This window comes from Fertoeibacter niger, from assembly GCF_009380135.2.
Lineage (GTDB): Bacteria > Pseudomonadota > Alphaproteobacteria > Rhodobacterales > Rhodobacteraceae > Fertoeibacter > Fertoeibacter niger.
In genome coordinates, this window is the sequence record NZ_WHUT02000019.1 from 1 (window position 1) to 25,819 (window position 25,819).

The 25,819-nt window shown below is 65.8% G+C and carries 21 protein-coding genes; 9 read left to right on the forward strand and 12 right to left on the reverse strand.

Annotated elements, in window-relative coordinates:
• Window positions 1–175 precede the first annotated feature (175 nt).
• The gene (locus GEU84_RS19975) at window positions 176–1,153 is read left to right on the forward strand and encodes an MrcB family domain-containing protein (protein WP_152828712.1); all 978 of its coding nucleotides are present in this window, start codon (window positions 176–178) and stop codon (window positions 1,151–1,153) included.
• 116 nt (window positions 1,154–1,269) lie between these two features.
• On the opposite strand, the gene rsgA is transcribed toward GEU84_RS19975, so the two are convergent.
• Window positions 1,270–2,286 carry a ribosome small subunit-dependent GTPase A gene (gene rsgA / locus GEU84_RS19980; protein WP_338144847.1) on the reverse strand — a complete coding sequence of 339 codons (1,017 nt, stop codon included), beginning with the start codon at window positions 2,284–2,286 and terminating at the stop codon, window positions 1,270–1,272.
• 163 nt (window positions 2,287–2,449) lie between these two features.
• Here rsgA and GEU84_RS19985 point away from each other — a divergent pair, with 163 nt between their 5' ends.
• Window positions 2,450–3,895: a cobyric acid synthase gene (locus tag GEU84_RS19985; RefSeq protein ID WP_152828711.1), complete on the forward strand. Its 1,446-nt coding sequence runs from the start codon at window positions 2,450–2,452 to the stop codon at window positions 3,893–3,895.
• Between the two features lie 95 nt (window positions 3,896–3,990).
• The gene (locus tag GEU84_RS19990; RefSeq protein ID WP_152828710.1) at window positions 3,991–5,550 is read left to right on the forward strand and encodes an AMP-binding protein; all 1,560 of its coding nucleotides are present in this window, start codon (window positions 3,991–3,993) and stop codon (window positions 5,548–5,550) included.
• Between the two features lie 4 nt (window positions 5,551–5,554).
• Here the strand turns inward: GEU84_RS19990 and GEU84_RS19995 are convergent, their stop codons facing one another.
• The 8 genes from GEU84_RS19995 to GEU84_RS20030 all read right to left on the reverse strand — a co-directional run bounded on the left by GEU84_RS19995 (window position 5,555) and on the right by GEU84_RS20030 (window position 15,092).
• Complete coding sequence (locus tag GEU84_RS19995) at window positions 5,555–6,439, reverse strand: DMT family transporter (RefSeq protein WP_152828709.1); 885 nt, start codon at window positions 6,437–6,439, stop codon at window positions 5,555–5,557.
• A 159-nt stretch (window positions 6,440–6,598) separates the two neighbouring features.
• Entirely contained in the window at window positions 6,599–7,534 is a 936-nt protein-coding gene (locus GEU84_RS20000) for a 2-hydroxyacid dehydrogenase (RefSeq protein WP_152828708.1), read from the reverse strand.
• 58 nt (window positions 7,535–7,592) lie between these two features.
• Complete coding sequence (rodA, locus tag GEU84_RS20005) at window positions 7,593–8,732, reverse strand: rod shape-determining protein RodA (RefSeq protein WP_152828707.1); 1,140 nt, start codon at window positions 8,730–8,732, stop codon at window positions 7,593–7,595.
• An 8-nt stretch (window positions 8,733–8,740) separates the two neighbouring features.
• Entirely contained in the window at window positions 8,741–10,684 is a 1,944-nt protein-coding gene (mrdA, locus tag GEU84_RS20010; RefSeq protein ID WP_174540077.1) for a penicillin-binding protein 2, read from the reverse strand.
• The gene (locus tag GEU84_RS20015; RefSeq protein WP_152828706.1) at window positions 10,681–11,220 is read right to left on the reverse strand and encodes a rod shape-determining protein MreD; all 540 of its coding nucleotides are present in this window, start codon (window positions 11,218–11,220) and stop codon (window positions 10,681–10,683) included. Before GEU84_RS20015 ends, mrdA begins: the two co-directional genes overlap by 4 nt.
• Window positions 11,213–12,127 (reverse strand): rod shape-determining protein MreC, encoded by a 915-nt coding sequence (mreC, locus tag GEU84_RS20020; RefSeq protein WP_174540078.1) that lies wholly within the window; start codon window positions 12,125–12,127, stop codon window positions 11,213–11,215. The genes GEU84_RS20015 and mreC overlap by 8 nt, the downstream gene beginning before the upstream one ends.
• Before the next feature lie 27 nt (window positions 12,128–12,154).
• Window positions 12,155–13,192: a rod shape-determining protein gene (locus GEU84_RS20025; RefSeq protein WP_152828705.1), complete on the reverse strand. Its 1,038-nt coding sequence runs from the start codon at window positions 13,190–13,192 to the stop codon at window positions 12,155–12,157.
• Between the two features lie 319 nt (window positions 13,193–13,511).
• Window positions 13,512–15,092 carry a 2-isopropylmalate synthase gene (locus GEU84_RS20030; protein WP_152828704.1) on the reverse strand — a complete coding sequence of 527 codons (1,581 nt, stop codon included), beginning with the start codon at window positions 15,090–15,092 and terminating at the stop codon, window positions 13,512–13,514.
• A 523-nt stretch (window positions 15,093–15,615) separates the two neighbouring features.
• Between GEU84_RS20030 and GEU84_RS20035 the strand changes: the two genes are divergently transcribed.
• Window positions 15,616–16,293, forward strand: a complete 678-nt coding sequence (locus tag GEU84_RS20035; RefSeq protein WP_152828703.1) for an SDR family NAD(P)-dependent oxidoreductase — start codon at window positions 15,616–15,618, stop codon at window positions 16,291–16,293.
• On the forward strand, window positions 16,290–17,816 hold the full coding sequence (locus GEU84_RS20040; protein ID WP_174540079.1) for a cryptochrome/photolyase family protein: 1,527 nt from the start codon (window positions 16,290–16,292) through the stop codon (window positions 17,814–17,816). Before GEU84_RS20035 ends, GEU84_RS20040 begins: the two co-directional genes overlap by 4 nt.
• Window positions 17,817–18,041: 225 nt before the next feature.
• Here GEU84_RS20040 and GEU84_RS20045 read toward each other — a convergent pair whose 3' ends face one another.
• Entirely contained in the window at window positions 18,042–19,037 is a 996-nt protein-coding gene (locus tag GEU84_RS20045) for an asparaginase (RefSeq protein ID WP_152828702.1), read from the reverse strand.
• Between the two features lie 161 nt (window positions 19,038–19,198).
• On the opposite strand from GEU84_RS20045, the gene GEU84_RS20050 reads away from it, so the two are divergent.
• Both GEU84_RS20050 and rlmN read left to right on the forward strand, forming a co-directional pair.
• Window positions 19,199–19,747 carry an invasion associated locus B family protein gene (locus GEU84_RS20050; protein WP_152828701.1) on the forward strand — a complete coding sequence of 183 codons (549 nt, stop codon included), beginning with the start codon at window positions 19,199–19,201 and terminating at the stop codon, window positions 19,745–19,747.
• A 139-nt stretch (window positions 19,748–19,886) separates the two neighbouring features.
• Window positions 19,887–21,065: a dual-specificity RNA methyltransferase RlmN gene (gene rlmN / locus GEU84_RS20055; protein WP_152828700.1), complete on the forward strand. Its 1,179-nt coding sequence runs from the start codon at window positions 19,887–19,889 to the stop codon at window positions 21,063–21,065.
• Between the two features lie 86 nt (window positions 21,066–21,151).
• Here the strand turns inward: rlmN and GEU84_RS20060 are convergent, their stop codons facing one another.
• Entirely contained in the window at window positions 21,152–22,420 is a 1,269-nt protein-coding gene (locus tag GEU84_RS20060; RefSeq protein ID WP_152828699.1) for a cation:proton antiporter domain-containing protein, read from the reverse strand.
• A gap of 319 nt (window positions 22,421–22,739) precedes the next feature.
• Here GEU84_RS20060 and GEU84_RS20065 point away from each other — a divergent pair, with 319 nt between their 5' ends.
• On the forward strand, window positions 22,740–24,014 hold the full coding sequence (locus GEU84_RS20065) for a winged helix-turn-helix domain-containing protein (protein WP_152828698.1): 1,275 nt from the start codon (window positions 22,740–22,742) through the stop codon (window positions 24,012–24,014).
• Between the two features lie 32 nt (window positions 24,015–24,046).
• On the opposite strand, the gene GEU84_RS20070 is transcribed toward GEU84_RS20065, so the two are convergent.
• Window positions 24,047–24,868: an LOG family protein gene (locus GEU84_RS20070; RefSeq protein ID WP_152828697.1), complete on the reverse strand. Its 822-nt coding sequence runs from the start codon at window positions 24,866–24,868 to the stop codon at window positions 24,047–24,049.
• Between the two features lie 99 nt (window positions 24,869–24,967).
• On the opposite strand from GEU84_RS20070, the gene dapD reads away from it, so the two are divergent.
• Complete coding sequence (gene dapD / locus GEU84_RS20075; RefSeq protein WP_152828696.1) at window positions 24,968–25,795, forward strand: 2,3,4,5-tetrahydropyridine-2,6-dicarboxylate N-succinyltransferase; 828 nt, start codon at window positions 24,968–24,970, stop codon at window positions 25,793–25,795.
• Window positions 25,796–25,819 lie beyond the last annotated feature (24 nt).

Here is a 25,819-nt window from a genome sequence, read left to right on the forward strand (position 1 = left end):
CCCTCACATCGCTGGTGGCGGTTGGTGCAGGAGTTTCCACACAGCCTAAGCCCAAAGCCGACTGTCTGAGGGAACCGTCAAAGGACCAAGAGAGCAAAACCCGTTAACATTCGAAGAAGCTTGCGCGGACCATGAAGCTTTGTATGGTTACTAGCGCACAAAGGGTAGCTCAACTATGCTTTCCGACCAACTTTCCCGCCTCGCCACCGAATACACTTATGAACGTGCAAAGCCATTTACAGGTTCGAAATTTGGTGAATTTGTCAGGCACGACATAGCTATAGAGGCAAAGAAGCTTCTGACGTTCAGCCCCTTTGATCTGAAGGTTAAGGCAAGCGTCGGGCAGGGTGTATGGGCGTCGGTTCCTTGGCTCGCATTCTTTGATCCTCTCGTAACCGAGACCGCGACAAAGGGCTTTTACATTGTCTACTTGATTAATCCTGACGCGCAAACCATCACGCTGTCGATGAACCAAGGAACTACGGCCATATACAATGATTTCGGACCGGTCCGTGGTCGCGACGTTCTGAAGCGTAGAGCGCGTGACATGGCGGATCGCGTACATGAGTTTGCGAAGCATTTTTCTGAAGATCCAATTGAACTCGGTTCCGAAGCTGGACTTCCGGCTGGTTATGAGGCTGGGCATGCTTTTGGAAGTACCTACAAAGCTGGCATGCTCACCGAGGACGTGCTCGTGGCTGACTTAAACCAAATGCTGCTCGCCTACGAAGCGCTGGTCAATCGCGGCGGAACTATACCAAGCGAAGTGATGCAGGAAGAGGCAAACGGAAAAGATATCAATGAGACACGACGCTACATTCTTTCTCGCCGTATTGAACGCTCGCCAAAGGTGCGAAAAGACGTATTAAAGACAAAACCTCCGATCTGTGAATGCTGTGGGCTTGACCCGAAACGAGACTATGGTTTCACCGGTCCAGTTTATGAAACACCTCTGGATGTACATCATGCAGCCCCATTGCACGGCCTTGCTGAGGGCGAAACAAGTCGTTATCGGGTTCCAGATGACTTCATGGTACTTTGTCCCACCTGCCATCGCATGATCCACAAGATTGATGCACCGTCCGATCTGTCAAGGTTGAAACAAAAGCTAAGATTCAAGATTGCGCGTGAGGTTTTCTACTTCACCCCTTGAGGGTCATTAGGATAGTAGGTTGCTGCCGTCCACAGTAGAAAAAACGGAAACCTGATTGACCGTCTGCTTCGTTTGTCCGCTAAGCCGCCAGCCAAACCTAAAGGCACCGCCCACCCTCACCGCCTCTTCTTCGGCACCACCACCCGGTTGCCCCGCGGACCCGTCAGCACCGGCGTGTTGTCGCGGTTTTCATCCCCCAGCTTGCGCCAGCGGTCCAGCCTGCCAGCATCCAGCGTGCCTGCCGCCACCGCCGCCTGCACGGCGCAGCCGGGTTCATGGGCATGGGTGCAGTCGCGGAAGCGGCAGAGGGGGGCCAGTTCGGTGATCTCGGCGAACAATGTGTCGATGCCGAAGGCCGCCTCGCTCATGTGCAGCGTCCGCATGCCGGGCGTGTCGATCACCCAGCCGCCGCCCGCGATGGGGTGCAGGGATCGCGCGGTGGTGGTGTGCCGCCCCTTGGCGTCATCCTCGCGGATCGCGCCGGTTTCCTGCGGCACCGCCAGCGCATCGCCCGCCAGCGTGTTCAGCAGCGTGGATTTGCCCACGCCGGATGAACCCACCAGCGCCACGGTCTGCCCGGCACCGCACCAGCGGGCCAGTGCCGCCCCGGCATCGGGCGATTTCGCATTCACCGTCACCGCCACCAGCCCCCGCTGCAACACCCCGGCCTGCGCGATATAGCTGCTGGCATCCGCCACCGTGTCGGCCTTGGTCAGCACGATGACCGGGTCGCAGCCCGCCTCATTCGCCAGCGCCAGATAACGCTCCAGCCGCGCCGGGTTGAAATCGGCATTGCAGGAGGTGACGATGAACAGCGTATCGACATTGGCGGCGATAAGCTGCGGCTGGCGCGCGCCTTCGGTGTGTCGCTCCAGCAGGGTGTGCCGGTCAAGGCGGCGGTGCAGGCGGTGGCTGTCAGGCTCCAGCAACACCCAGTCGCCCACAGCGAAATCGCCGGTGGTGGCATGGGCGGGCAAGGTGACGCGCACCGATCCGGCGGTAGTCAGCGCCGACATGCGGGCGCGGTGCACGGTGGCGATGCGGGCGGGGCGCAGGTGCGCCTCGTCGCCCGTCACCTGATCGGCAAAGTGGGCGTCAAAGCCCAGATCCGCCAGCGGGGTGGCGTCAGGCACGATGCTGGCCTTGGGTGGGCATTGGCAGCTTCCTTTGCTGTGGCGGGTGCAGCAGGCATAGGCTGCGGCAGGGCGTTAGGCAACCGGCGCGCGGCGGCAGGCGGTGGACAGCGCGCGGCATGGGGCCTATCACCCCGGGGGGCGGCGCGGGCTGGGGGCTTTTATGCGGGCGATCATGATTCAGGGCGCGGGATCGAACGTCGGCAAATCGCTGCTGGTGGCGGGGCTGTGCCGGGCGGCCCGGCTGCGCGGGCTGTCGGTCGCGCCGTTCAAACCGCAGAACATGTCGAACAATGCCGCCGTCACGGCGGACGGGGGCGAGATCGGCCGCGCGCAGGCCTTGCAGGCGCTGGCCTCGGGCCTTGATCCGCACACCGACATGAACCCGGTGCTGCTGAAGCCGGAATCCGAGGTGGGGTCGCAGGTTATCGTGCAGGGCCGCCGGGTGGCCACGGTAAAGGCGCGCGACTATGCGGCGCTGAAACCCGCGCTGATGGCCCCGGTGCTGGACAGCTTTCACAGGCTCAAGGCGGCGCATGATCTGGTGATCGTCGAAGGGGCGGGCAGCCCGGCCGAGGTGAACCTGCGCAGCGGCGACATCGCCAACATGGGCTTTGCCCGGGCGGGCGGCGTGCCTGTGGTGTTGGTGGGCGATATCGACCGGGGCGGGGTGATCGCGCAGATGGTGGGCACGCTGGCGGTGCTGGACCCAAGCGATGCCGCGATGATCGCGGGCTTCATCATCAACAAGTTCCGGGGCGATGTGCGGCTGTTCGACGATGGCTATCGGCTGATCGCTGACCGAACCGGATGGCACGGCCTTGGCGTGGTGCCCTACTTTGCCGATGCGGCAAAATTGCCCGCCGAAGATGCGCTGGATCTGCCGCGCGGTGGTGGCACGGGCGCCTTTCGGATCGCCGTGCCGGTGCTGTCGCGGATTGCGAATTTCGATGACCTTGATCCTTTGGCGCAGGAACCGGGCGTGGCGCTGACCATGCTGCATGCGGGGCAGCCGATCCCGGGCGATACCGATCTGGTCATTCTGCCCGGCACCAAATCCACCCGCGCCGACCTGGCCTATCTGCGCGCGCAGGGCTGGGATGTTGATCTGGCGGCGCATGTGCGGCGCGGCGGGCATGTGCTGGGCATCTGCGGCGGATATCAGATGCTGGGCTGCGTGGTGGGCGACCCCCAGGGCATCGAAGGCCCGGCGGGGGAAACGGCGGGGCTGGGCCTGCTGGACGTGGAGACGGTGATGAGCCCCGACAAGCGGCTGAGCCGGGTGTCGGCTGTCCATGCCGCCACCGGCCAGCCGATGCAGGGTTACGAGATTCACATCGGGCGCAGCGCGGGGCCCGATTGCGCCCGGCCCTTTGCCCATGTCGCGGGCCAGCCCGAAGGGGCCATGTCGCCGGGCGGGCGGGTGATGGGCAGCTATCTGCATGGCATGTTCGCGGGCGATGCCTTTCGCACGGCCTTTCTGGCCGCGCTGGGGGCCGCGCCCGCGGGTCTGGCCTATGGCGCGGGCGTCGAGGCGGTGCTGGACCGTCTGGCCGCACATCTGGAAACGCATCTGGATGTGCCGGGGCTGCTGGCGCTGGCGCGCTGAACCGCCTGATGCCAAAGTCGCAGGGTGACGCAACGGCGGGGCTGCATACAGACCCCGCCCGCAGTGCTAGCCTTGCACAGAGGGAGGACCATCCGATGACCATTTTCACCAGCCCGCTGCCGGCCATTGCCGTGCCCGATGTGACGATCACCGAACGCCTGTTTCAGGGTCTCAACGCCCGGCCCGACCGCGTGGTGCTGATCGACGGGCCATCGGGCCGCAGCCTGACCGGCGCTGCGCTGATGGAGGGCATCCGCCGCATGGCAGGCGGGCTGACGGCGGCGGGCTACGGGGCCGGGCATGTGGTGGCGCTGATGGCCCCGAACATGCCGGAATACTGCACCGTCTTTCATGGCGTCGCCTGGGCGGGTGGCACGATCACCACCATCAACCCGACCTATACCGAGCATGAACTGCGCCACCAGTTGAACGATTCCCGCGCCGAGCTGCTGATTACCATCCCGGATTTTCTGCCGATCGCCACCTTGGCCGTCGCGGGAACCGCCGTCAGGCAGATTGCCGTGATCGGACATGCCGCAGGGGCGACGCCGCTGGACGCATTCATGGGCGAGCCGCTGGCCGATCAGGTTCCGGTGGATCTGGATGGCCACATCGTCGTGCTGCCCTATTCCAGCGGCACCACCGGCCTGCCAAAGGGCGTGATGCTGAGCCAGCGCAATCTGACGGTGAATGTCGATCAGTCGATGGCGCTGATCGAGGTGCGCGAGGGCGAGGTGACGGTGGCCTTTCTGCCGTTCTTCCACATCTACGGCATGAATGTGATGATGAACCTGTTCCTGACCGGCGGGGCCACGCTGGTGACGATGCCGCGTTTCGACCTGCCCGCCCTGCTGGGCCATGTGCAGACCCACCGCGTGCGCCAGATCTTTGCCGTGCCGCCGGTGGCGATGGCGCTGGCCAAACACCCGCTGATCGACCAGTTCGACCTGTCGTCGCTGGAGGTGGTGGTGTCTGCCGCCGCCCCGCTGGGGTCGGAACTGGCCGATGCCTGTGGCGCGCGGCTGAACTGCGTCGCGGTGCAGGGATACGGCATGACCGAGATGAGCCCGGTGTCGCATTTCACCTCGGCCCGCAACGCGCGGTCGGGGGCGGTGGGGCTGACGGTGCCCAACACCGAATGCCGGATTCTGGACATTGAAACAGGCGCGCCCCTGCCTGCGGGGCAGGAGGGCGAATTGTGCATCCGTGGCCCGCAGGTGATGAAGGGCTATCTGAACAACCCCGAGGCGACCGCCCGCACCATTGATGCCGACGGCTGGCTGCATACCGGCGATGTGGCGATGTTTGACGCCGACGGGTTCCTGTTCATCCGTGACCGCCTGAAAGAGCTGATCAAATACAAGGGCTTTCAGGTGGCCCCGGCCGAGGTGGAGGCCGTGCTGCAAAGCCACCCCGCCATTGCCGATGCCGCCGTGATCGGCCTTCCCGATGACGAGGCGGGCGAAGTGCCGATGGCCTTCATCGTGCCCGCGCCGGGCACCGTGCCAGATCTTGACGCGATCCGCGCCCATGTGGCGGACAGGCTGTCCAGCTACAAACGCCCGCAGCGCATCGACGTGATTGATGCCATCCCGAAATCCGCTTCGGGCAAAATCCTGCGCCGCATCCTGCGCGAGCGGGTGAAAGCGGCCTAGCGGGTCAGGTCATCGGCGGGGCCAGCGGCTTGCGCCGCATGCCCGACAGCGCATTGCCCGCCAGCGCCGCCATCAGCACCGCCCCGCCCAGCAATGTGGCGGACGAGGCGGTCTCGTCCAGCGCAAGCCAGACCCACAGCGGGGCCAGAAACGCCTCGACCGTGGCCAGCAGCGCCAGTTCGGCGGCGGGCACGACCCGGCTGCCCAGCGTGAAAAGTATCATGCCGGTGGCCAGCAACACCGCGCCCATGGCCAGCGACAGCAGGATGTCCGGCAAGGGCACCAGCAGCGCGCTGCCCTGCACGCCCAGCACCAGCGCCGCCGCTACCATGGAAAACACACCTCCCAGCACGACGGCAGGCATCATGTCCTCCAGCCGCCCCCAGCGCAGCGTGACGGTGAAGGCGGCAAAACCCAATGCCGACAGCAGGGCCGCCAGATTGCCCGCCGCAGCCCCCATCGCCAACCCGTCACGCACCATCAGGAACATGCCGATGCCGCCCACGGCCATGGCCAGCCACGTCGCGCGGCGCACAGGCTCGCGCAGCAGGATCCACCCCAGGATCGCGGCCAGGAAAGGCGAGGCCGCGAACAGAAAGACGGCATTGGCGATCGTGGTGGCCTGAATGGCAAAGATCGCCCCGGCAAAGGCAAATACCAGCGCCAACCCGCCGATCGCGCCCGCCACGCCCACGCGGCGCAGCCTTTCCAGCGTGCGCCCGCCTGACCGCCATGCGATGAAGGCCAGCAACACCGGCACCATGCCGACTGACCGCCAGAACAGCACCGCCCAGGTGCCCGCCTGATCCACCTGCCGGATGGCCAGCCCCATGCCTGACCACAGCACCGCCGCCAGCACCACCAGCACCACACCCGTCCCGTAACGCATCGCCGCCCCTTGGGTTATGACCGGCAGGGCACTTCGCCCGGCCTGCATTTTCCGGGCAGTCTCGCGGCGGGGCAGGGGGCGGTCTGTTCCGTTCCCGACGCGCGGGGTGGCGCAACGGGCCGCTCTTCCGCCCTGACGGGCGACATCGCCGGTGCGGGTTCAATACCCCCGCGCGCGGTCCACCAGATACAGCAGCGGCTCGCCCGCCTCGGCCCGGCGGATGTTCTCGGCCACCACGCCTGCCGCCGTCACGGGTTTGGTGCTGGCCGCGACATGTGGCGTAACGGTGACGCCGGAATGCGCCCAGAACGAGTGATCCGGCGGCAGGGGTTCCACCCGGAACACATCCAGCGTGGCATGGGCGATCTGGCCCGCATCCAGCGCCGCCAGCAGCGCGTCATCGTCAATCAGCGGCCCGCGCCCGGGGTTGATGATGAACGCCCCCCGGGGCAGCCAGCCCAGCCGCCGCGCATCCAGCAGGTTTTCCGTCTCGGCCGTCCTTGGCAGCAGCGTCACGACAATCTGCGCCTGCCGCAACACCGCCTCCAGCCCCGCCTCGCCATGCAGGCAGGGGATGCCGGGCACTTCCTTGGCCGTGCGGCTCCACCCCGTCACCGGAAAGTTCAGCGCCGCCAGCGCCTGCGCGCAGGCCTGCCCCAGCGCGCCCATGCCCAGCATCGCCACGGGCCGTTCCCGCGCGATGGGCGGGCTGATCTGATCCCAGTGCGGGGCGGGGCTGCGGATATCGCGGTCCATGCCCAGATGATGCCGCAGCGCATGGCCCACCACCCATTCCACCATGCTTTCGGTCATCGCCGGGTCCACCATCCGGCACAGGGGCTGAGTCAGCGTGGCATTGCCCACGATCTTTTCCACCCCCGCCCACAGGTTCAGCACCGCCTTGCAACGGGTGAAGGGGGTGAAATCGGCAATGATGCCGCCGGGCGAATACACAATGTAATCCACTGCCGCCGGGTCTTCCGCCCGGTCGGCCAGCACCGCATCGACCCCGGTCGCCGCCAGCGCGTTTTGCAGCGGGATGCGGTAATCCGGCCAATGCTCGGGCCCCGCCGCAAAGAACACATTCACCGGCATCCCGACACCCCGCGTATTCCCAGATCAAAATATCCCCGCCGGAGGCGCACATCAGCCCCTAGCGCAACCGGTGCACATGCGCGCTTTGCACGATGCCAAAGGCCGCCATCAGCACCAGCATGGCCGACCCGCCATACGACACCAGCGGCAGCGGCACGCCAACAACCGGGGCCAGACCCATCACCATCAGCATGTTCACCGCAAACAGGAAAAAGAACGTGGCGGCAATGCCCAGCGTGACCAGTGATGCGAAACGGTCCTTGTTCTGCACGGCCGACACGATGCAGAAGGCGATGATCAGCGCGTAAAGCACCAGCAGCGAGAATGCGCCGACAAAGCCGAATTCCTCGGCCAGCGTGGTAAAGATGAAATCGGTGTGCTTTTCGGGCAGAAAGTTCAGCCGGCTTTGCGTGCCCTGCATGTAGCCCCGCCCGGTCCAGCCGCCCGACCCCAGCGCGATCTTGGCCTGGCTGATGTGATAGCCCGCGCCCAGCGGATCGGATGACGGGTCAAGGAAGGTGTCGATGCGCCGATACTGGTAGTCGCGCAGCAATTGCCAGGGCGTGCCCCGGCTGGTCAGCACGGCGGCCACCAGCCCCACCCCGGCCCCGATCACCACCGCGAAATACAGCCAATGCACCCCGGCGCAGAACATCACCACCGCGCCCCCGCCCAGCAGCAGCAGCGACGTGCCCAGATCGGGCTGCACCATGACCAGCGCCACGGGCACCAGAATGATCAGCACCGGGATCAGCACCCACAGCGGGCGCGAGGTTTTCCTGACATCCAGCCAGTCGTAATAGGCCGCCAGCATCATCACCAGCGTCACCTTGGCCAGTTCCGAGGGTTGCAGCCGGATGAAGCCCAGATCCAGCCAGCGCTGCGCGCCCATGCCTATGTCGCCCACCACATCCACCGCCACCAGCAGCAGGACCGACACGATATAGGCCAGCCCTGCCATATTGCGCCAGAACCAGATAGGCACAAAGGCGATGAACAGCATCACCGCCAGCCCCAGAAGGAACCTTTTCATCTGCGGTTCGGCCCAGGTTTCCAGCGTGCCGCCCGCCACGGAATACAGCATCAGCCAGCCGACCGACGCCACGGCCGTCAGCAACAGCACCAGCGCCCAGTTGACATGCAGCACCTTGCGCAGGCCGGTGGGCGCGGTCTTGACCCGGTATTCCAGAAAGCTCATGCCGCCACCTAAGCCCGCGATTTCGTGTCGGTATCGGGGGAGGGCTGGCGCAACTTCAGCTCCTTCAGCTGCGTCTCGATCCTGTTGCGCTGGTTGGTGGGATAGGCGGTCAAGGGCGGCATGCCACCCGTCAGTGCCCGCAGCAGAATGTCGCGCACGATGGGGCCCGCCACCGATGACCCGCCGCCGCCATGTTCCACCACCACCGACACCGCGACGCGCGGATTGTCATAGGGGGCATAGCCCACGAACAGTGCATGGTCGCGGCGTTCCCACGGCAGATCCTCGTTCGAGATCACACCCCGCGCGCGTTCGGCGGCGGAAATGTTTCGCACCTGGCTGGTGCCCGACTTGCCCGCCATCACCAGCGTGTCATCGGCGATGCGGGTGGAATAGCCGGTGCCGCGCTGGCTGTTGATGACGGCGAACATGCCGCCGCGCACCGCACGCAACTGCGCCGCGTCCAGCCCCAGCGGCGGCGCATCGGGCACGGCAAGCTCTTCGCCGCCGATGCTGCGCACCAGACGCGGCACCACCGCCCGCCCCGAGGCGACGCGCGCCGTCATCACCGCCAGTTGCAGGGGCGAGGTCAGCACATAGCCCTGCCCGATCGAGGCGTTGATCGTGTCGCCGATGCGCCAGTCCTGGCTGTAGCGCTCCTGCTTCCAGGCCTTGTCGGGCATCACGCCTTCGGTGATGGCCGACATCGGCAGATCGTGGCGCATGCCAAGGCCCAGCCTGCGGCCCATCTCGGCAATCTTGTCGATGCCCACACGCTGCGCGATGTCGTAGTAATACACGTCGCAGCTTTCGGCCAAAGACCGTTCCAGCGAAACGCCGCCATGCCCGCCGCGTTTCCAGCAATGGAAGCGCCGCCCGCCCATCTCGTAATGCCCGGGGCAGCTGACGGTGGTTTCGGGGGTGATCACGCCCGCCTCCAGCGCCGCCAGCGCCGTCACCATCTTGAAGGTCGATCCGGGCGGGTAGGCACCCTGCACCGCCTTGTTGGCCAGCGGACGGTGGTCGTTGCCGGTCAGCGCCTCGTAATCCTTGTAGGAAATGCCACGCACGAACAGGTTGGGGTCAAAGGACGGGGCCGAAACGATGGCCAGGATGTCGCCGTTCTGCACATCCATTGCCACGGCGGCGGCGCTTTCCTGGCCCAGCCGGGCCTGCATGAAATTCTGCACATCGGCGTCGATGGTCAGGCGGATGTCCTGGCCCGCATCGCCTTCGATCCGCTCCAGCTCGCGCATCACGCGGCCCACGGCATTCACCTCGATCCGGGTGTTGCCGGCCTTGCCGCGCAGCGACGCCTCCATCCAGGTTTCCACACCGATCTTGCCGATCTGGAATTTCGGGATTTGCAGCAGCGGGTCGGGATCCTCCAGCTTGGCCAGATCGGATTCCGACACCGGGCCCACATAGCCCACCACATGCGCGAAATCGGTATCCAGCGGATAGGTGCGCGACAGCCCCACCTCGGGCGTGACACCCGGCAGGCTGGGCGTGTTCAGCGCCACTTTCGACAGGTCATCCCATTGCAGCCGGTCGGCCACGATGATCGGCACGAAGGGGCTGCGGCGTTTCACCTCGGCCAGGGTGCGCTCAATGTCGTCGGGCGTCAGGGGTATCACCCCGGCCAGCCGATGCAGCACCTCGTTCACATCGCCCGCATCCTCGCGCGTGATCACGACGCGGTAGTTCTGCTCGTTCCCGGCGATCAGCTTGCCGTTGCGGTCGAAAATCTGGCCGCGCGCGGGCGGGATCAGCCTTATGCTGACGCGGTTGCGTTCGGCCAGCATGCGGAACTGGTCGGCCTGATCGACCTGCATGTAGCGCATGCGCGCACCCAGCACGGCCACCACAGCCGCCATCGAGCCGCCCATGAACAGCGCGCGGCGGGTGATGATGCGGGCCGAATCCTCGGTATCGCGGGCTGAGCGTCTCACATCCGTCTCCCGTATGCGTCAACTTCGCCCATCGCGGGTTTGCGCAGGTTCAGCGCCAGCCACGACAGGCCCACCACCAGTGGATAGCACAAGATCGAGGCCAGCGTCTGCACCATCGCAAAGCCGAACCCCGTCTGCGGCAGGAAGGCCAGCGCAAAGATCAGCCGATAACCCAACAGCAACGCCACCATCAGCCCCGAGATCAGCGCCCATTCCACCACAAAGCTCAGCTCGCGCGTCAGCGCCGCCCGGCTGCGCAGGAATTCCGATGCCAGCAGCACCAGCGCCGCCCACAGCCCCGGCGGCCGCATCAGCAGCAGATCCTCGGCCAGCACCACCAGGGCGATCAGCAGCGCAGGCAGATAATCGGGCCGCCGCGTGACCCAGGCCAGGATCAGGCACAACAGCAGGTCAGGCCCCGGCCAGCGCCCGGCCTCAGTGCCCAAGGGCAGCACCCGCACGAAAAACAGCCCCAGCGCCAGCCCGACAAAGGCGGTGCGGAACAGCCAGACGCGGGCCTGCAGCGGCTCAGCCATCGGCGTTTTCCGCGGCGGCGGCCTCCTCGGCCGCAGGGGCGGGGGGCAGCGGCGGGGCCACCAACGACCCCGGATCGGTGATCGGGGCAAGCTCGTGGCTGCGCAGCACGCGCAGGAATTCCAGCCGGTCATAATCCGCCGACAACAGCACGCGCAGCCGCCTGTCAGTGCCCTGCGCCACCTGGCCCACCAGCAGATCGGCCGGGAACACCCCACCGTCGCCCGATGTCACCACACGGTCGCCGGGGCGCACGAGATCCGGCTTTTCCAGAAACTCCAGCGGCGGGGCGGCGGAATTGTCACCCGACAGCAGCGCCTTCTGCCCTGAGGGCTGCACGATCACCGGGATGCGGCTGTTGCTGTCAGTCAGCAGGATCACCCGCGCCGTGGTCTGCCCCACGCCGGAAATCCGCCCCACCAGCCCGATGCCATCCATCGTGGCCCAGCCGTCGCGGATGCCGTCGCGCGCGCCCACATTCAGCAGCACCGACTGGCGGAAGGGGGAGCCGGAATCAGCCAGCACCACGCCGGTCACATGCGTCAGCTTGGGGTCCAGCCGCACCTGGTTGAGGTCCAGCAGCCGAGCGTTCTTCTGCTCCAGTTGCAGGGCCGCTTCTTTCCACGCCTTCATCTGCTGCAACTCGCGCCGCAGTTCCTGATTCTGCTCGTAAATCCGGGTGTAGGACTGGAAATCGTCGATCATGCCCGCAGCCTTGGTCACCGGCAGCAGGGCCCATTCCATGTTCGGCACCAGCCGGTCGATCAGCGCGGCGCGGAAGCGTTCCACCCGCGGGCTGTCGATGCGCCAGATCAGGAACACCGCCAGCAACAGCAACACCAACCCGCCCACAAGAATGCGGCGCAGGGGGCGGGTGAATTCTTCTGGTCCGTTGCGGTCTTTCGGCACGGGCGGCCTCGTCTCGGGCGCTCAGCGTCAGCTATCGTAGTCGATCACATGACGCAGTTGCTTTTCATATTCCAGCGCCTTGCCGGTGCCCAAGGCAACACAATTCAGTGACTCGTTGGCGACCGAGATCGAGAGGCCGGTCTGCTCGCGCAGCGCCAGATCCAGATCGCCCAGCAGCGCACCACCGCCGGTCAGCATCACGCCACGGTCCACAATGTCGGCCGCCAGATCGGGCGGCGTCGCCTCCAGCGCCTGCATCACCGCGTCGCAGATCTGCTGCACGGGTTCGGCCAGGGCCTCGGCCACCTGCGCCTGATTTATCTCGGTTTCCTTCGGCACGCCGTTCAGCAGATCGCGCCCCCGGATCATCATGCTGGACCCGCGCCCGTCATCGGGCATGCGCGCCGTGCCGATGCTGGTCTTGATGCGTTCGGCGGTGGATTCGCCAATCAGCAGGTTCTGGTGACGGCGCAGATAGCTGATGATCGCCTCATCCATCCGGTCGCCGCCCACCCGCACCGAGCGGGCGTAAACGATGTCACCCAGCGACAGCACCGCCACCTCGGTCGTGCCGCCGCCGATATCCACCACCATGTTGCCGGTGGGGTCGGTGATCGGCATGCCCGCGCCGATGGCCGCCGCAATAGGCTCGGCAATCAGACCGGCGCGGCGCGCGCCGGCCGACAGAACCGATTGCCGGATCGCGCGCTTTTCCACCGGGGTCGCGCCATAGGGCACGCAGACGATGATCTTGGGTTTGGAAAATGTCGTGCGCTTGTGCACCTTGCGGATGAAATGCTTGATCATTTCCTCCGCCGTATCAAAGTCGGCAATCACGCCGTCGCGCATCGGGCGGATCGCCTCGATGCTGCCCGGTGTGCGGCCCAGCATCAGCTTGGCATCCTCGCCCACGGCCAGAACCTGTTTCTTGCCGTCCTTCACATGATAGGCCACCACCGAGGGTTCGTTCAGGACAATGCCTTTGCCCCGCACATAGACAAGCGTATTTGCCGTGCCGAGGTCGATCGCCATATCTGACGAGAAAAGGCCTGAAAGTACCGACATCCTGAGGTGATCCTAAGCTAGCGCAAACAGATATGCGCCCGCGACTCTGCCGTGAGGCGGGCGCCTTCTTATAGGTAGCGTGACAGGGAAGGGAAAGAGCCTTGCCCAAAGCCATGCGCGCCATGCCGCCTGCGGCGCAGAAAGGGCGGGTTCTGGGCGGCCGGATTGGCCTGCCACAAATCGCCGGAATGTTTGAAAAACACAAGGCAGGCGGCACCAGAGCCTTGGCTGACCGCGGAATTGTTGAAAGAGTGCTAGCCCTAAATTAGTGCCGCCTGTGCCGGAAATCCGTGCGATTCCCGGCACGGGCAGCCCGATTTCAGGACGCATCCTTGTAATGCACCGACTTTACATCATGGTCCGGCGCGGTTTTCTTGCGGCGCAGAATCAGCTTGTTCAGCGCGTTCACATAGGCCTTGACCGATGCCACCACGGTGTCTGTATCGGCCGACTGGCCGGTGGCGATCTTGCCATCTTCTTCCAGCCGCACCGAAACCGTGGCCTGCGCATCGGTGCCTTCGGTCACGGCATGCACCTGATAAATCTGCAAGCGGGCCGCATGGCTGAACAGGCTGTTCACCGCCTTGAAGCTGGCATCGACCGGCCCGTCGCCCGTGGCCTCGATCGCGTGGTCCACGCCTTCGATGGTCAGTGTCAGTTCCGCCGTCTGCGGGCCTTCGGTGCCGCAGACCACGCGCAGGCGTTTCACCTGCAACGTGTCATGTTCGGCGCTGGTCGTGCTGTCCTGCACCAGCGCCACCAGATCGTCGTCGAACACCTCTTTCTTGCGGTCGGCCAGCGCCTTGAACCGCACGAAGGTGTCGTTCAGCTGGTTTTCGGCCATGTCATAGCCCAGATCGCGCAGTTTCGCCCGCAGCGCCGCCCGGCCCGAATGCTTGCCCAGGGGCAGCGAGGATTCCGACAGGCCCACATCGGTAGGGCGCATGATCTCGAATGTTTCGGCGTTTTTCAGCATGCCGTCCTGATGGATGCCGGATTCATGCGCAAACGCGTTCTTGCCGACGATGGCCTTGTTGAACTGAACCGGAAAGCCGCTGACTGTTGCGACCTTGCGGCTGATGTTCATGATCTTGGTGGTGTCGATGCCGGTGCGGTAGGGCATGATGTCATTCCTGACCTTCAGCGCCATCACCACTTCTTCCAGCGCAGTGTTGCCCGCGCGTTCGCCCAACCCGTTGATCGTGCATTCGATCTGCCGCGCGCCGGCTTCCACGGCGGCCAGAGAGTTGGCCGTGGCCATGCCCAGATCGTTGTGGCAATGGGTGGCGAAGATGACGCTGTCGGCCCCCGGCACCCGTTCCAGCAACATGGCGATCAGCGCGGCGGATTCGCGCGGCGCGGTGTAGCCCACGGTATCGGGGATGTTGATGGTGGTGGCCCCGGCCTTGATCGCGATTTCAACCACGCGGCACAGGTAATCATGTTCGGTGCGGGTGGCATCCATCGGCGACCATTGCACGTTGTCGCACAGGTTGCGCGCATGGGTGACGGTGTCGTGAATCCGGCTCGCCATCTGGTCCATGTCCAGATTGGGGATGGCGCGGTGCAGGGGCGAGGTGCCGATGAACGTGTGGATGCGCGGGCGGCGGGCGTGGCGCACAGCCTCCCAGCAGCGGTCGATGTCCTTGAAATTGGCGCGGGCCAGCCCGCAGATCACCGCGTTCTGCGCCTGTTTCGCAATCGCCGACACCGCCTCGAAATCGCCTTCCGAGGCGATGGGAAAGCCCGCCTCGATGATGTCCACGCCCATCTCGTCCAGCAGGGCGGCGATTTCCAGCTTTTCATGGTGGGTCATGGTGGCGCCGGGCGATTGTTCACCGTCGCGCAGGGTGGTGTCGAATATCACAACGCGGTCTTGCGTCTGTTTCGGGTCGGTCATGGCGAATCTCTCTTCTTCCTGATCTCAGCGGTCGTTTTGGGCGCTGATCACCTCCGAGCGGTCGCGCCCAAGGGCACGCTCAGAGGCGGGTAAGAAGGAGGATCGCACGGGGGTGCGGCAGGCCCAGCGGCCCGGTGGCAATGGCGATATGGCGTTCCCGTGTCATGATCCGGATCATACGGCGGTTTGACCAAAAGGAAAGCGGGAAAATCACGGGTGGCGGGGGTGCCGCGCTCGGCCCCATCGAGGGCCCTCGCGCGGCGTTGCCACGGATTGCGGCAAGGGCGGTGCGGTTTGGCGGTGTGGGTTTCATCCTGGCGGAAACATCGCTGCCGGAGGCCGGCAAACGCCCGAGGCGGAGGCCTCCGGCGGGGATATTTGGAGGCAGAAAATGTGGGGGCGGTCCCGCCGCCGCCCCATGAGGCGCAGGAAGGCTGGCCGCAGCGCCATGCAAAATAACACTTTGCGGCATTGGCCATGGCTGTTGCGGGCCTAAGTGCTGGGCAGGCAAGGGAGAACGGGTATGGCGGGTGAGGCGGGGCGCGCTTTGGTGATCGGGGCGTCGGGCGGGATCGGTGCTGCGCTGGTGACGGCGCTGGTGGCGCGGGGGGATCAGGTGGTGGGCCTGTCGCGGTCGGGTGACGGTCTGGACGTGACCAGTGAGGCCAGCATCGCGCGGGTGCTGGGCGGGCAGGAGGGCGTGTTCGATACCGTGTTCGTGGCCACGGGCGCGCTGGAGATTGCCGGGCGGGGGCCTGAAAAGACGCTGAAGGCGCTGGATGCCGCGGCACTGGCGGCGCAGTTTGCCGTCAATGCCATCGGGCCCGCGCTGGTGCTGAAACATGCGCTGCGGCTGTTGCCGCGTGACAGGGTGGCGCATTGCGCGGTTTTGTCGGCACGGGTGGGCTCGATCGGCGACAATGCCTTGGGTGGCTGGTATGGCTATCGTGCGGCCAAGGCGGCGCTGAACCAGTTGGTGCATACGGCGGCGATCGAGGTGGCGCGCAGCCATCCGAAGGCCGTGCTGGTGGCGCTGCATCCGGGCACGGTAGCCACGCGGTTTACCGCCGCCTATCAGGCCGGGCACCCCACGGTGGCCCCCGCCACCGCTGCCGCCAATCTGTTGGCGGTGCTGGGCGGGCTGCACCCTGCGGACAGCGGCGGGTTTTTCGACTGGAGCGGCGCAGGGGTGCCGTGGTGACGCGGCTGGTGCTTGTTCTGGGCGACCAGCTGACCGAGGGGTTGGCGGCGCTGCGGGCAGCCGATCCGGTGCGCGATGTGGTGGTGATGGCCGAGGTGGCGGCCGAGACCGGCTATGTGCCGCATCACCCGCAGAAAATCGCGCTGGTGCTGGCGGCGATGCGGACATTTGCGGCGGTGCTGGAAGGGCAGGGCTGGCGTGTGGCCTACACGCGGCTGGATGACCCCGCCAGCAGCGGCAGCATCACGGGTGAGTTGCTGCGCCGGGCGGCCGAGCATGGCGCGGGCCGGGTCATCGCCACCCGCCCCGGCGAGTGGCGGCTGATCGCGGCGCTGGAGGCGCTGCCGCTGGCCGTGACATTGCTGGAGGATGACCGGTTCCTGTGCTCCACCGCTGATTTCACCACCTGGGCCACGGGGCGCAAGCAATTGCGGATGGAGTATTTCTACCGCGACATGCGCCGCAAGACCGGGCTGTTGATGGAGGGCGACCAGCCCGCCGGCGGCCAGTGGAACTATGACCATGACAACCGCAAACCCGCCAAGCCCGACCTGTTCCGCCAGCAGCCGCCGCGCTTTGCCCCGGATGCGGTGACAGAGGATGTGCTGGCGCTGGTGGAGGCGCGCTTTGCCGGGCATTTCGGCCAGTTGCGCCCCTTTGGCTGGGCCACCGACCGCGCGGGGGCCTTGCAGGCGCTGGCGCATTTCATCAGCCACGCCCTGCCGCGCTTCGGGGATGAGCAGGATGCGATGCTGCGGCATGACTGGGCATTGTCGCATTCGCTGCTGTCGCCCTATCTGAACATCGGTCTTCTGGGGCCGCTGGAGGTGTGCCGGGCCGCCGAGGCGGCGTGGCAGGCGGGCCACGTGCCGATCAACGCCGCCGAAGGCTTCATCCGCCAGATCCTTGGCTGGCGCGAATACATCCGCGGCATCTATTTTCACGAGGGGCCGGAGTATACTGCCCGCAACCTTTTGCGCCATGACCGTGCGCTGCCCGCCCTCTACTGGGGGGGAAAGACCCGGATGGCCTGCATGCGGCATGCCGTGGCGCAGACCCGCGACCACGCCTATGCCCATCACATCCAGCGGCTGATGATCACCGGCAATTTCGCGCTGCTGGCGGGGGTGGACCCGGCCGAGGTGCATGCATGGTATCTGGCGGTCTATATCGACGCTTTCGAATGGGTCGAGGCGCCAAACACCATCGGGATGAGCCAGTTTGCCGATGGCGGGGTGGTGGCGTCAAAACCCTATGTGTCATCCGGTGCCTATATCGACCGGATGTCGGATTACTGCGGCACCTGCGCCTACAAGGTGAAGGACAAGACCGGCCCGGATGCCTGCCCGTTCAACCTGCTGTATTGGCATTTCCTGCACCGGCACCGCGACAGGTTTGCCGCCAATCCCCGCATGGGCGCGATCTATGCGGGCTGGAACCGGATGGAGGAAAGCCGCCGCGCACAGGTGCTGGCCGATGCGGAAAAGGTGCTGGCCCGGCTGGACGCGGGCGAGGTTGTCTGACCGGGGGCAGGGGGGACTTGCCGCGCTGACGGCCGTCTTTGGGACGGGATGGGCGACCCGAGAGGCGGCACCCGCCACAACCCGTTTCAGTGCTGCGTCCGGCAAGGGGCGGCTTTGCGCGCGCCGCCCGTGACTCGCCCGGAGTTTCACTTTCAGGTGGCCTGCGTCAGACTGGGGCAAGCGCCGGTGCAGCCGCACCCCGGACGCTGGCCCGGCAATTGCGGTTCAGCAGAACCCCGGCGCGGTGTGCAGGATGCCGGTCTCGAACCCGCGCCAGTTGCGCTGCACGGTGTTCAGCCGCTTTTGAGTGGCCGGATGTGCGGCATCCAGCACGCCCAGCCGCACCAGCAGCGCGCAGATCGCCGCCTCTGACGCGCGGGTGCCGCCATCGGTGATCTTCAGCGCAATGCCCATCTTCCGTGCGGGGATGATCGCCACGAACACCGCCTCGGCCCCGGTCTTGATCGCCACGCGGTGATCCATCGCGCGCATCAACTCGGTGCAGGCGCGTCCTTCGCCCGCCACCATTTCTGGGAAGGCCGCCATCGCCCGGGTCAGCCTGTAGGCCGCGCGGCTCCGCGCATCGCCCGCATCCTCGGCGGCGGCAAAGAACGCCATCGACCGCGCAAGACCATGCACCGAAGTGGCGAAATTCGGGGCTGAACAGCCGTCGATGCCATGGCCGGGGCTGGTCTCGGCCGTCACCTCCTCGAACGCATCCTTCACGGCGCGCTGCACGGGGTGGTCAAGCTCCACATATTCCGGCCCGGCCTTCAGGTGCCGCGCAAGCGTCAGGAAACCCGAATGCTTGCCCGAACAATTGTTGTGAATCTGGCAGGGGGCTTCATGCGCCAGGATCAGGCGGTCACGCTCATCGGTATCGGCGGGCACATGGCTGCCGCAGCGCAGGTCAGCCTCGCCCATGCCCAATGCGGCCAGCCAGTCTGTTACCGCATGGGTGTGGATCGCGGCCCCCTGATGGCTGGCACAGGCCAGCGCCAGTTGCGCCTGGGTCAGCCCCGCCGCATCGGCGGCACCACTTTCCAGCAGGGGCAGCGCTTGCAGCATCTTGCAGGACGAGCGGGGAAAGATCACCGCCGCAGGGTCGCCCCATGCCTCGACGATGCCGCCCCCTGCATCACAGATCACCGCATGGCCTGTATGGGTGCTTTCCAGCAGCCCGCCGCGCCACAATTCGACCATCGGAACCGGTGCTGTCATCGTCGTCCCCCCTCACAGATGCGCGATTTTCTGCCCATGGGGCTTTCGCCGCAGGGCGCTTTTGCGTTAAGAGGTAGTATCGAGTTGAAAAGGCCCGCGCCACAGGAAAAGCTGGAACAGCAAGCGGCGGGGACGGGCAGAGGCATCGGAGGCTAAACGACATGACAACCCTGAAAGGGCGCGTTTTCGCAACGGCGATGATCGCACTGACCGGGGCCATTGCGGCCACCGGCACCATGGCACAGGAATCGACCAACGTAGTCGCCACCAGAACCGACTGGAGCGTGTTTACCGAACCTGCGGGCGCGGCTCAGGCGACCGAATGCTGGGGCGTCTCGACCCCCAAGGAAACCGTGAACACCCGCGACGGTCAGCCGGTCTCGGTGCAGCGCAGCGACATCTTGCTGTTCGTCACCTTCGTGCCGGGGGCCGGTGCCAACGGCCAGGTGTCCTTTACCGGCGGCTATCCCTTTGCCCCCGGATCGACGGTGAACATCACCATCGACTCCAGCAGTTTCGAGCTGTTCACCGAGGGCGAATGGGCCTGGACGGCGAATGACAGCGAGGATAGCGCGCTGTTGACGGCGATGAAACGCGGGTCGTCCGCTGTGTTGACCGCCCGTTCGGCGCGCGGCACACAGACACGGGATACATTCTCGTTGCAGGGCTTTACCGCCGCGATGACGGATGCCGAGGCGCGCTGCCAGTAGGCGGGCCGGCCCATCCGGGGCGTCACTGTCACCTTTCTGCCCGCCCCGGTGCGTTGCCGGGGCGTTTTGCATTGCAGGCGTTCCGTTTTGCGCTGGAATGCCCTATATGCCTTGCTTCGCCGACCAAAGGACCACCCCGATGACCGCCAATACCCCCATCACCCAGGACGTGCTGACCCTGCCGCGCAAGCTGCCCGAAGGCGGGTTGACGAACATCGTGGGCCTGACGCGCGATCAGTTGCTGGCGGCGCTGGTGGAAAAGGGCACGCCGGAACGGCAGGCAAAAATGCGGGTCGGGCAGTTGTGGCAATGGGTCTATCACTGGGGCAAGCGCGACTTTGCCCAGATGACCAATCTGGCCAAGGATTACCGCGCCTTTCTGGCGCAGCATTTCACCATTGACCTGCCGCAGGTCGTTACCCGCCAGATCAGCAGCGACGGCACGCGCAAATATCTGGTGCGCATCGCCGGCGGGCATGAGGTGGAGGTGGTCTATATCCCCGAAACCGATCGCGGCACCTTGTGCATCTCGTCTCAGGTGGGCTGCACGCTGACCTGTTCGTTCTGCCACACCGGCACGCAGAAACTGGTGCGCAACCTGACAGCGGCGGAAATCGTGGGGCAGGTGATGCTGGCGCGCGACGATCTGGGCGAATGGCCTGTGCAGGGCGCGCCCAAGGATGAAACGCGGCTGATCTCCAACGTCGTGCTGATGGGCATGGGCGAACCGCTTTACAATTTCGACAATGTGCGCGACGCGATGAAGATCGTGATGGATGGCGAGGGCATCGCGCTGGGCCGCCGCCGCATCACGCTTTCCACATCCGGCGTGGTGCCGGAAATCGCGCGCACGGCGCAGGAGATCGGGTGTCTGCTGGCTGTCAGCTTCCATGCCACCACAGATGCCGTGCGCGACGTGCTGGTGCCGATCAACAAGAAATGGAACATCGCCACCCTGCTGGATGCCTTGCGCGATTACCCGCGCCTGACCAATTCGGAACGCATCACCTTTGAATATGTGATGCTGGCGGGCGTGAATGACAGCAACGAGGATGCGCACCGTCTGGTCGAATTGATCAGGGGCATCCCTGCCAAGATCAACCTGATCCCGTTCAACGAATGGCCGGGTGCGCCTTACAAACGGTCGTCGGGCAACCGCATCCATGCCTTTGCCGACATCATCCACAACGCGGGCTATGCCAGCCCGATCCGCACCCCGCGCGGCGAAGATATCATGGCGGCCTGCGGGCAGCTGAAATCGGCCACCGAACGCGCCCGCAAAAGCCGCGCCGAAATTGCTGCCGAGGCCGGGCTTTAACCGTTCGCCGCAGGTTTTGCCGGGCAGCGTCAAGGTCGCCTGTCCGGGCGGCTGACAGCGACGAACAGGCAGCGCAAGGCCAACCCTCAGGCCACGCGGGTTTCATCGGGCGCGGTGGCGGTGTTTTTCGGCACCAGTTGCCGCGCCTGCCAGCGGTCCAGCCCGGCAAACAGCAGCGGGTTCACCAGGATCGACACCAGCGCCCCCGCCACCACCAGATCGCGCGTCTCGCCCGGCACGATGCCCAGGCTGACACCCATCACGATCAGGATGAACGAAAACTCGCCGATCTGCGCCAGACTGGCCGCGATGGTCAGCGCCATGCCCCGGTCTCGGCCAAAGGCCCGCACCAGCGCATAGGCCACGACCGCCTTGACCCCCACGATCACCGCCACCGTGCCCAGCAGCGCCAGCGGTGCCGCAATCAGCACCGCCGGGTTGAACAGCATGCCGACCGACACAAAGAACAGCACCGCAAAGGCATCGCGCAGCGGCAGCGTCTCGCGCATCGCCTGCTGGCTGAGGGTGGACCCCGCCATCACCATCCCGGCGAAGAATGCCCCCAGCGCGAAAGACACGCCAAACATGGCCGACGACCCATAGGCCACCCCCAGCGCAATGGCCAATACCCCCAGCCGGAACAATTCGCGCGATCCGGTATGCGCCGTGTAATGCAGCGCGGCGGGGATCAGCTTGCGCCCCACCACCAGCATCAGCGCCACAAAGGCCGAAACTTTCAGCGCCGTCAGCAGCAGGGTGGCCGCCACGGGGCCAAAGCCCAGGGCCTGCACCTGTGCGGCCCCCTCCTCCAGCGGCACGTCGCGCCCGCCCAGCAGGCCTGCCAGCGGCGGTATCAGCACCAGCGCCACCACCATCACCAGATCCTCGACGATCAGCCAGCCCACGGCAATGCGGCCGCGTTCGGTTTCTACCAGCGCGCGGTCCTGCAAGGCGCGCAGCAGCACCACGGTCGAGGCGACCGACAGCGACAGGCCGAAGATCAGGCTTGCCCCCCAGCCCCAGCCCATCGCCAGCCCCACCGCGCCACCCGCCACAGTGGCCAGCACCGTCTGCACGATGGCCCCCGGAATGGCCAGCGCACGCACCGCCAGCAGGTCGCGCACCGAAAAATGCAACCCCACCCCGAACATCAGCAGGATCACGCCAAGCTCGGCCAGTTCATTGGCCAGCTTCTGGTCCGCCACATAGCCGGGCGTGAACGGCCCGATCACCACACCCGCCAGCAGATAGCCGGCCAGCATCGGCAGGCGCAGCCGCTGCGCCACCAGACCGAAGATGAAGGCAAGGCCAAGACCGGCAACGATGGTGGCAATCAGCGGCGTGTCATGGGGCAACCGGCAAATCCTTTCGCGGGCAATGGTCAAAACGGCCCGAACGGCCGCAGGCGGGGTGAGGGTGGTTCAGCAGCAAGGATACACCGACACATCACGCCAATGCCCCGACAGGCGACCCCGCGGGCAATACGCCGGGTTTGCGATATGCTGGTGTCATGTCAATTTATGCAAAGCACCCGGGATTGCAAGCCGCGCCTGTGGGCGGATCACGGCAATAGACCTTTTCTGACAGAATGTTACGGCTCGATCGACCTTTGCGTTGCGGTCAAACCGCAGGCTCCGGGTTGACCGCCGCAGCCGCCGTGATACGCCTTGGCGCATGCCCCCGCAGCCCGCACCACCCCTGCTTGCCAATGCCGCCGCGCGGCGGCTGTTCCTGCATCTGCACGGGCTGGCCGAGGCCCCCACCGGGCCCGCGCATGGCCAGGCCCTGCATGCGCTGATCGACCGTATCGGGTTCGTGCAGGTGGACAGCATCACCACAGTGGAACGCGCGCATCACATGATCCTTGCGGCGCGGCGGCAGACCTACCGCCCCGCCGCCCTGTCTGGCCTGCTGGAGCATGACCGCAGCCTGTTTGAACACTGGACACATGATGCCTCAATCCTGCCGGTGCAGCTTTTCCCGCATTGGAAACACCGCTTTGCCCGTGACGCCGAACGGCTGCACGGCAACTGGCAGCGCTGGTTCCGTGATGGCTATGCGGCGCAGTTCGACACGATCCTGAACCGCATCGCCCGCGACGGCCCGGTGCGCAGCGCCGATGTGGGGATCGGCGAAGTGCGCGGCAAGGGCGGCTGGTGGGACTGGCATCCGTCAAAAACCGCACTGGAATGGCTGTGGCGCACCGGCGCGCTGTCGATCGCGCGGCGCGAGGGGTTTCAAAAGGTCTATGACCTGACCGAACGGGTTATCCCTGCCGATGTGCTGCGCGCCGAGGTGGCGGCTGAAGAGACAGTGGATTGGGCCTGCAACGCCGCGCTTGACCGGCTGGGTTTTGCCACATCCGGCGAGATTGCCGCCTATTGGAAGGCCGTCACCCCGGTGCAGGCGCGTGAATGGGGCCGGGCGGGTCTGGCCAGTGGCGCGCTGATCGAGGTTGATGTGGAGTGCGCCGATGGCAGCCCGCGGCGCAGCCTTGCGCGGCCCGATCTGCTGGCCCGCGCGGCAGAGGCCCCCGAACCCCCCGGCCGCATCCGCGTGCTTTCGCCCTTTGACCCTGCGCTGCGCGACCGCAACCGGGCTGAACGGCTGTTCGGCTTTCATTACCGGATCGAGGTCTTCGTGCCCGAGCCGCTGCGGGTCTATGGCTATTACGTCTTTCCGTTGCTGGAGGGTGCCCGCATCATCGGGCGCATCGACATGAAGGCGCATCGTGACCGGGGCGCATTGGTGGTGCGGGCTTTCTGGCCAGAACAGGGTGTGGTGCTGGGCGCGGGGCGTGCCGCGCGGCTGGCGGCAGAGCTGGACCGGATGGCGCGCTTTGCCGGCTGCGACCGGGTGGACTTCACCGGGGGCTGGCAGCGCGAGACGCTGGCACATGTTGCCGGTGGCGAAGCCGGGGGCCACCCCCCGGACCCCCGGGATATTTAGGTCTGGAAAGAGCGGGGCCAGACGGCGCGCCGTCAGGCTGCGTCGGGCCATCCGTCAATCGCGGCCAGCGCCTCTTCCGCCGTTTCGACGAAACGGAACAGCGCAAGATCAGCCGCGGCGATGGTGCCTGCCTCGGCCAGCGCCTGCCAGTTGATGATCGTTTCCCAGAACTGCCGCCCGAACAGCAGGAAAGGGATCGGCTTCATCCGTCCGGTCTGGATCAGCGTCAGCGACTCGAACATTTCGTCCAGCGTGCCGAACCCGCCCGGGAACACGCAGACCGCACTGGCCCGCATCAGGAAATGCATCTTGCGGATGGCGAAATAGTGGAAGTTGAAGCTGAACTCGGGCGTGACATAGGCATTGGGTGCCTGTTCATGCGGCAGCACGATGTTCAGCCCGATGCTGCGGCCTCCGGCCTCGGCAGCGCCCCGGTTGCCCGCCTCCATCACGCCCGGCCCGCCGCCGGTCACGATCACATCCGCATGCCCGCCACCCGCCATGCTGCGCAGCGTCACAGCATGGGCAAAGCGCCGCGCCTCGTCGTAATAGCGTGACAGATCGGCCAGCGCCGGGGTGCGGGCCTTGTCCTTGCGCGCCGGGTCGGGAATGCGCGCACCACCGAACAGCACCACGGTCGAGGTGATGCCCGCCTCGTCCAGCATCATCTGCGGCTTCAGAAGTTCCAGTTGCAGCCGCACGGGGCGCAATTCCTCGCGCGTCAGGAAATCGGTGTCGGTGAAGGCCAGCCGGTAGGCGGGCGCGCGGGTTTGCGGCGTGTCGGGAATGCGGCGCACGGCCTGGGCATCCTGCGTGCTGTCGCGGAACGGGTGGCTGCGGTGGTCGTCTTTCATCGGGTGCATCCTTCTCGGCCGGGGTCCGCATGGATTGCGGGAATGTGCCTGCCGGTCTATAGCCGGGCACCGGACAAGACCATGCCAAAGGAGCCCGCCATGACCCATGCCGCCCTAGAGACCGCCATCGACGCCGCCTGGGAGGCCCGCGACAGCATCTCTGCCGCCACCAGGGGCGAGACGCGCGACGCCATCGAGGCCACGCTGGAGGCGTTGGACAAAGGCACCCTGCGCGTGGCCGAACGCGATGCGGCGGGCGTCTGGCAGGTGCGGCAATGGGCGAAAAAGGCGGTGCTGCTGGGCTTCCGGCTGGAGGATATGGCCGTGCAGGAAGGCGGCCCGCAGGGCGGCGGCTGGTGGGACAAGGTTGACAGCAAGTTCAAGGGCTGGGGCGAGGCAGACTGGAAAGCCGCCGGTTTCCGCGCTGTGCCTAACTGCGTGGTGCGCCGGTCTGCGTTCATCGCCAGGGGCGTGGTGCTGATGCCATCTTTCGTGAACGTGGGCGCCTATGTTGACGAGGGCACGATGGTGGATGCCTGGGCCACGGTGGGGTCTTGCGCGCAGATCGGCAAGAATGTGCATCTGTCGGGTGGCGTGGGCATCGGCGGCGTGCTGGAACCGATGCAGGCCGGCCCCACGATCATCGAGGACAACTGCTTTATCGGTGCGCGGTCCGAGGTGGTCGAAGGCTGCATCATCCGCGAAGGGTCAGTCCTTGGGATGGGCGTATTCATCGGCAAATCCACCAAGATCGTGGACCGCGAAACGGGTGCCGTGACCTATGGCGAGGTGCCCGCCGGGTCTGTGGTGGTGGCAGGCTCGATGCCGTCGAAAAACGGCGTGAACCTGTATTGCGCGGTGATCGTGAAACGGGTGGACGCGCAGACCCGCTCGAAAACCGCGATCAACGAGTTGCTGCGCGACTGATACGAATGCGACCGGCCCGGCTTG

What these genes read in the sequence shown, in the direction of transcription:
- GEU84_RS19975 (WP_152828712.1), top strand. Translation starts at nt 176, where the DNA reads ATGCTTTCCGACCAACTTTCCCGCCTCGCCACCGAATACACTTATGAA.
- GEU84_RS19985 (WP_152828711.1), top strand. Translation starts at nt 2,450, where the DNA reads ATGCGGGCGATCATGATTCAGGGCGCGGGATCGAACGTCGGCAAATCG.
- GEU84_RS19990 (WP_152828710.1), top strand. Translation starts at nt 3,991, where the DNA reads ATGACCATTTTCACCAGCCCGCTGCCGGCCATTGCCGTGCCCGATGTG.
- GEU84_RS19995 (WP_152828709.1), bottom strand. Translation starts at nt 6,439, where the DNA reads ATGCGTTACGGGACGGGTGTGGTGCTGGTGGTGCTGGCGGCGGTGCTG.
- GEU84_RS20000 (WP_152828708.1), bottom strand. Translation starts at nt 7,534, where the DNA reads ATGCCGGTGAATGTGTTCTTTGCGGCGGGGCCCGAGCATTGGCCGGAT.
- rodA (WP_152828707.1), bottom strand. Translation starts at nt 8,732, where the DNA reads ATGAGCTTTCTGGAATACCGGGTCAAGACCGCGCCCACCGGCCTGCGC.
- GEU84_RS20015 (WP_152828706.1), bottom strand. Translation starts at nt 11,220, where the DNA reads ATGGCTGAGCCGCTGCAGGCCCGCGTCTGGCTGTTCCGCACCGCCTTT.
- GEU84_RS20025 (WP_152828705.1), bottom strand. Translation starts at nt 13,192, where the DNA reads ATGTCGGTACTTTCAGGCCTTTTCTCGTCAGATATGGCGATCGACCTC.
- GEU84_RS20030 (WP_152828704.1), bottom strand. Translation starts at nt 15,092, where the DNA reads ATGACCGACCCGAAACAGACGCAAGACCGCGTTGTGATATTCGACACC.
- GEU84_RS20035 (WP_152828703.1), top strand. Translation starts at nt 15,616, where the DNA reads ATGGCGGGTGAGGCGGGGCGCGCTTTGGTGATCGGGGCGTCGGGCGGG.
- GEU84_RS20045 (WP_152828702.1), bottom strand. Translation starts at nt 19,037, where the DNA reads ATGACAGCACCGGTTCCGATGGTCGAATTGTGGCGCGGCGGGCTGCTG.
- GEU84_RS20050 (WP_152828701.1), top strand. Translation starts at nt 19,199, where the DNA reads ATGACAACCCTGAAAGGGCGCGTTTTCGCAACGGCGATGATCGCACTG.
- rlmN (WP_152828700.1), top strand. Translation starts at nt 19,887, where the DNA reads ATGACCGCCAATACCCCCATCACCCAGGACGTGCTGACCCTGCCGCGC.
- GEU84_RS20065 (WP_152828698.1), top strand. Translation starts at nt 22,740, where the DNA reads ATGCCCCCGCAGCCCGCACCACCCCTGCTTGCCAATGCCGCCGCGCGG.
- GEU84_RS20070 (WP_152828697.1), bottom strand. Translation starts at nt 24,868, where the DNA reads ATGAAAGACGACCACCGCAGCCACCCGTTCCGCGACAGCACGCAGGAT.
- dapD (WP_152828696.1), top strand. Translation starts at nt 24,968, where the DNA reads ATGACCCATGCCGCCCTAGAGACCGCCATCGACGCCGCCTGGGAGGCC.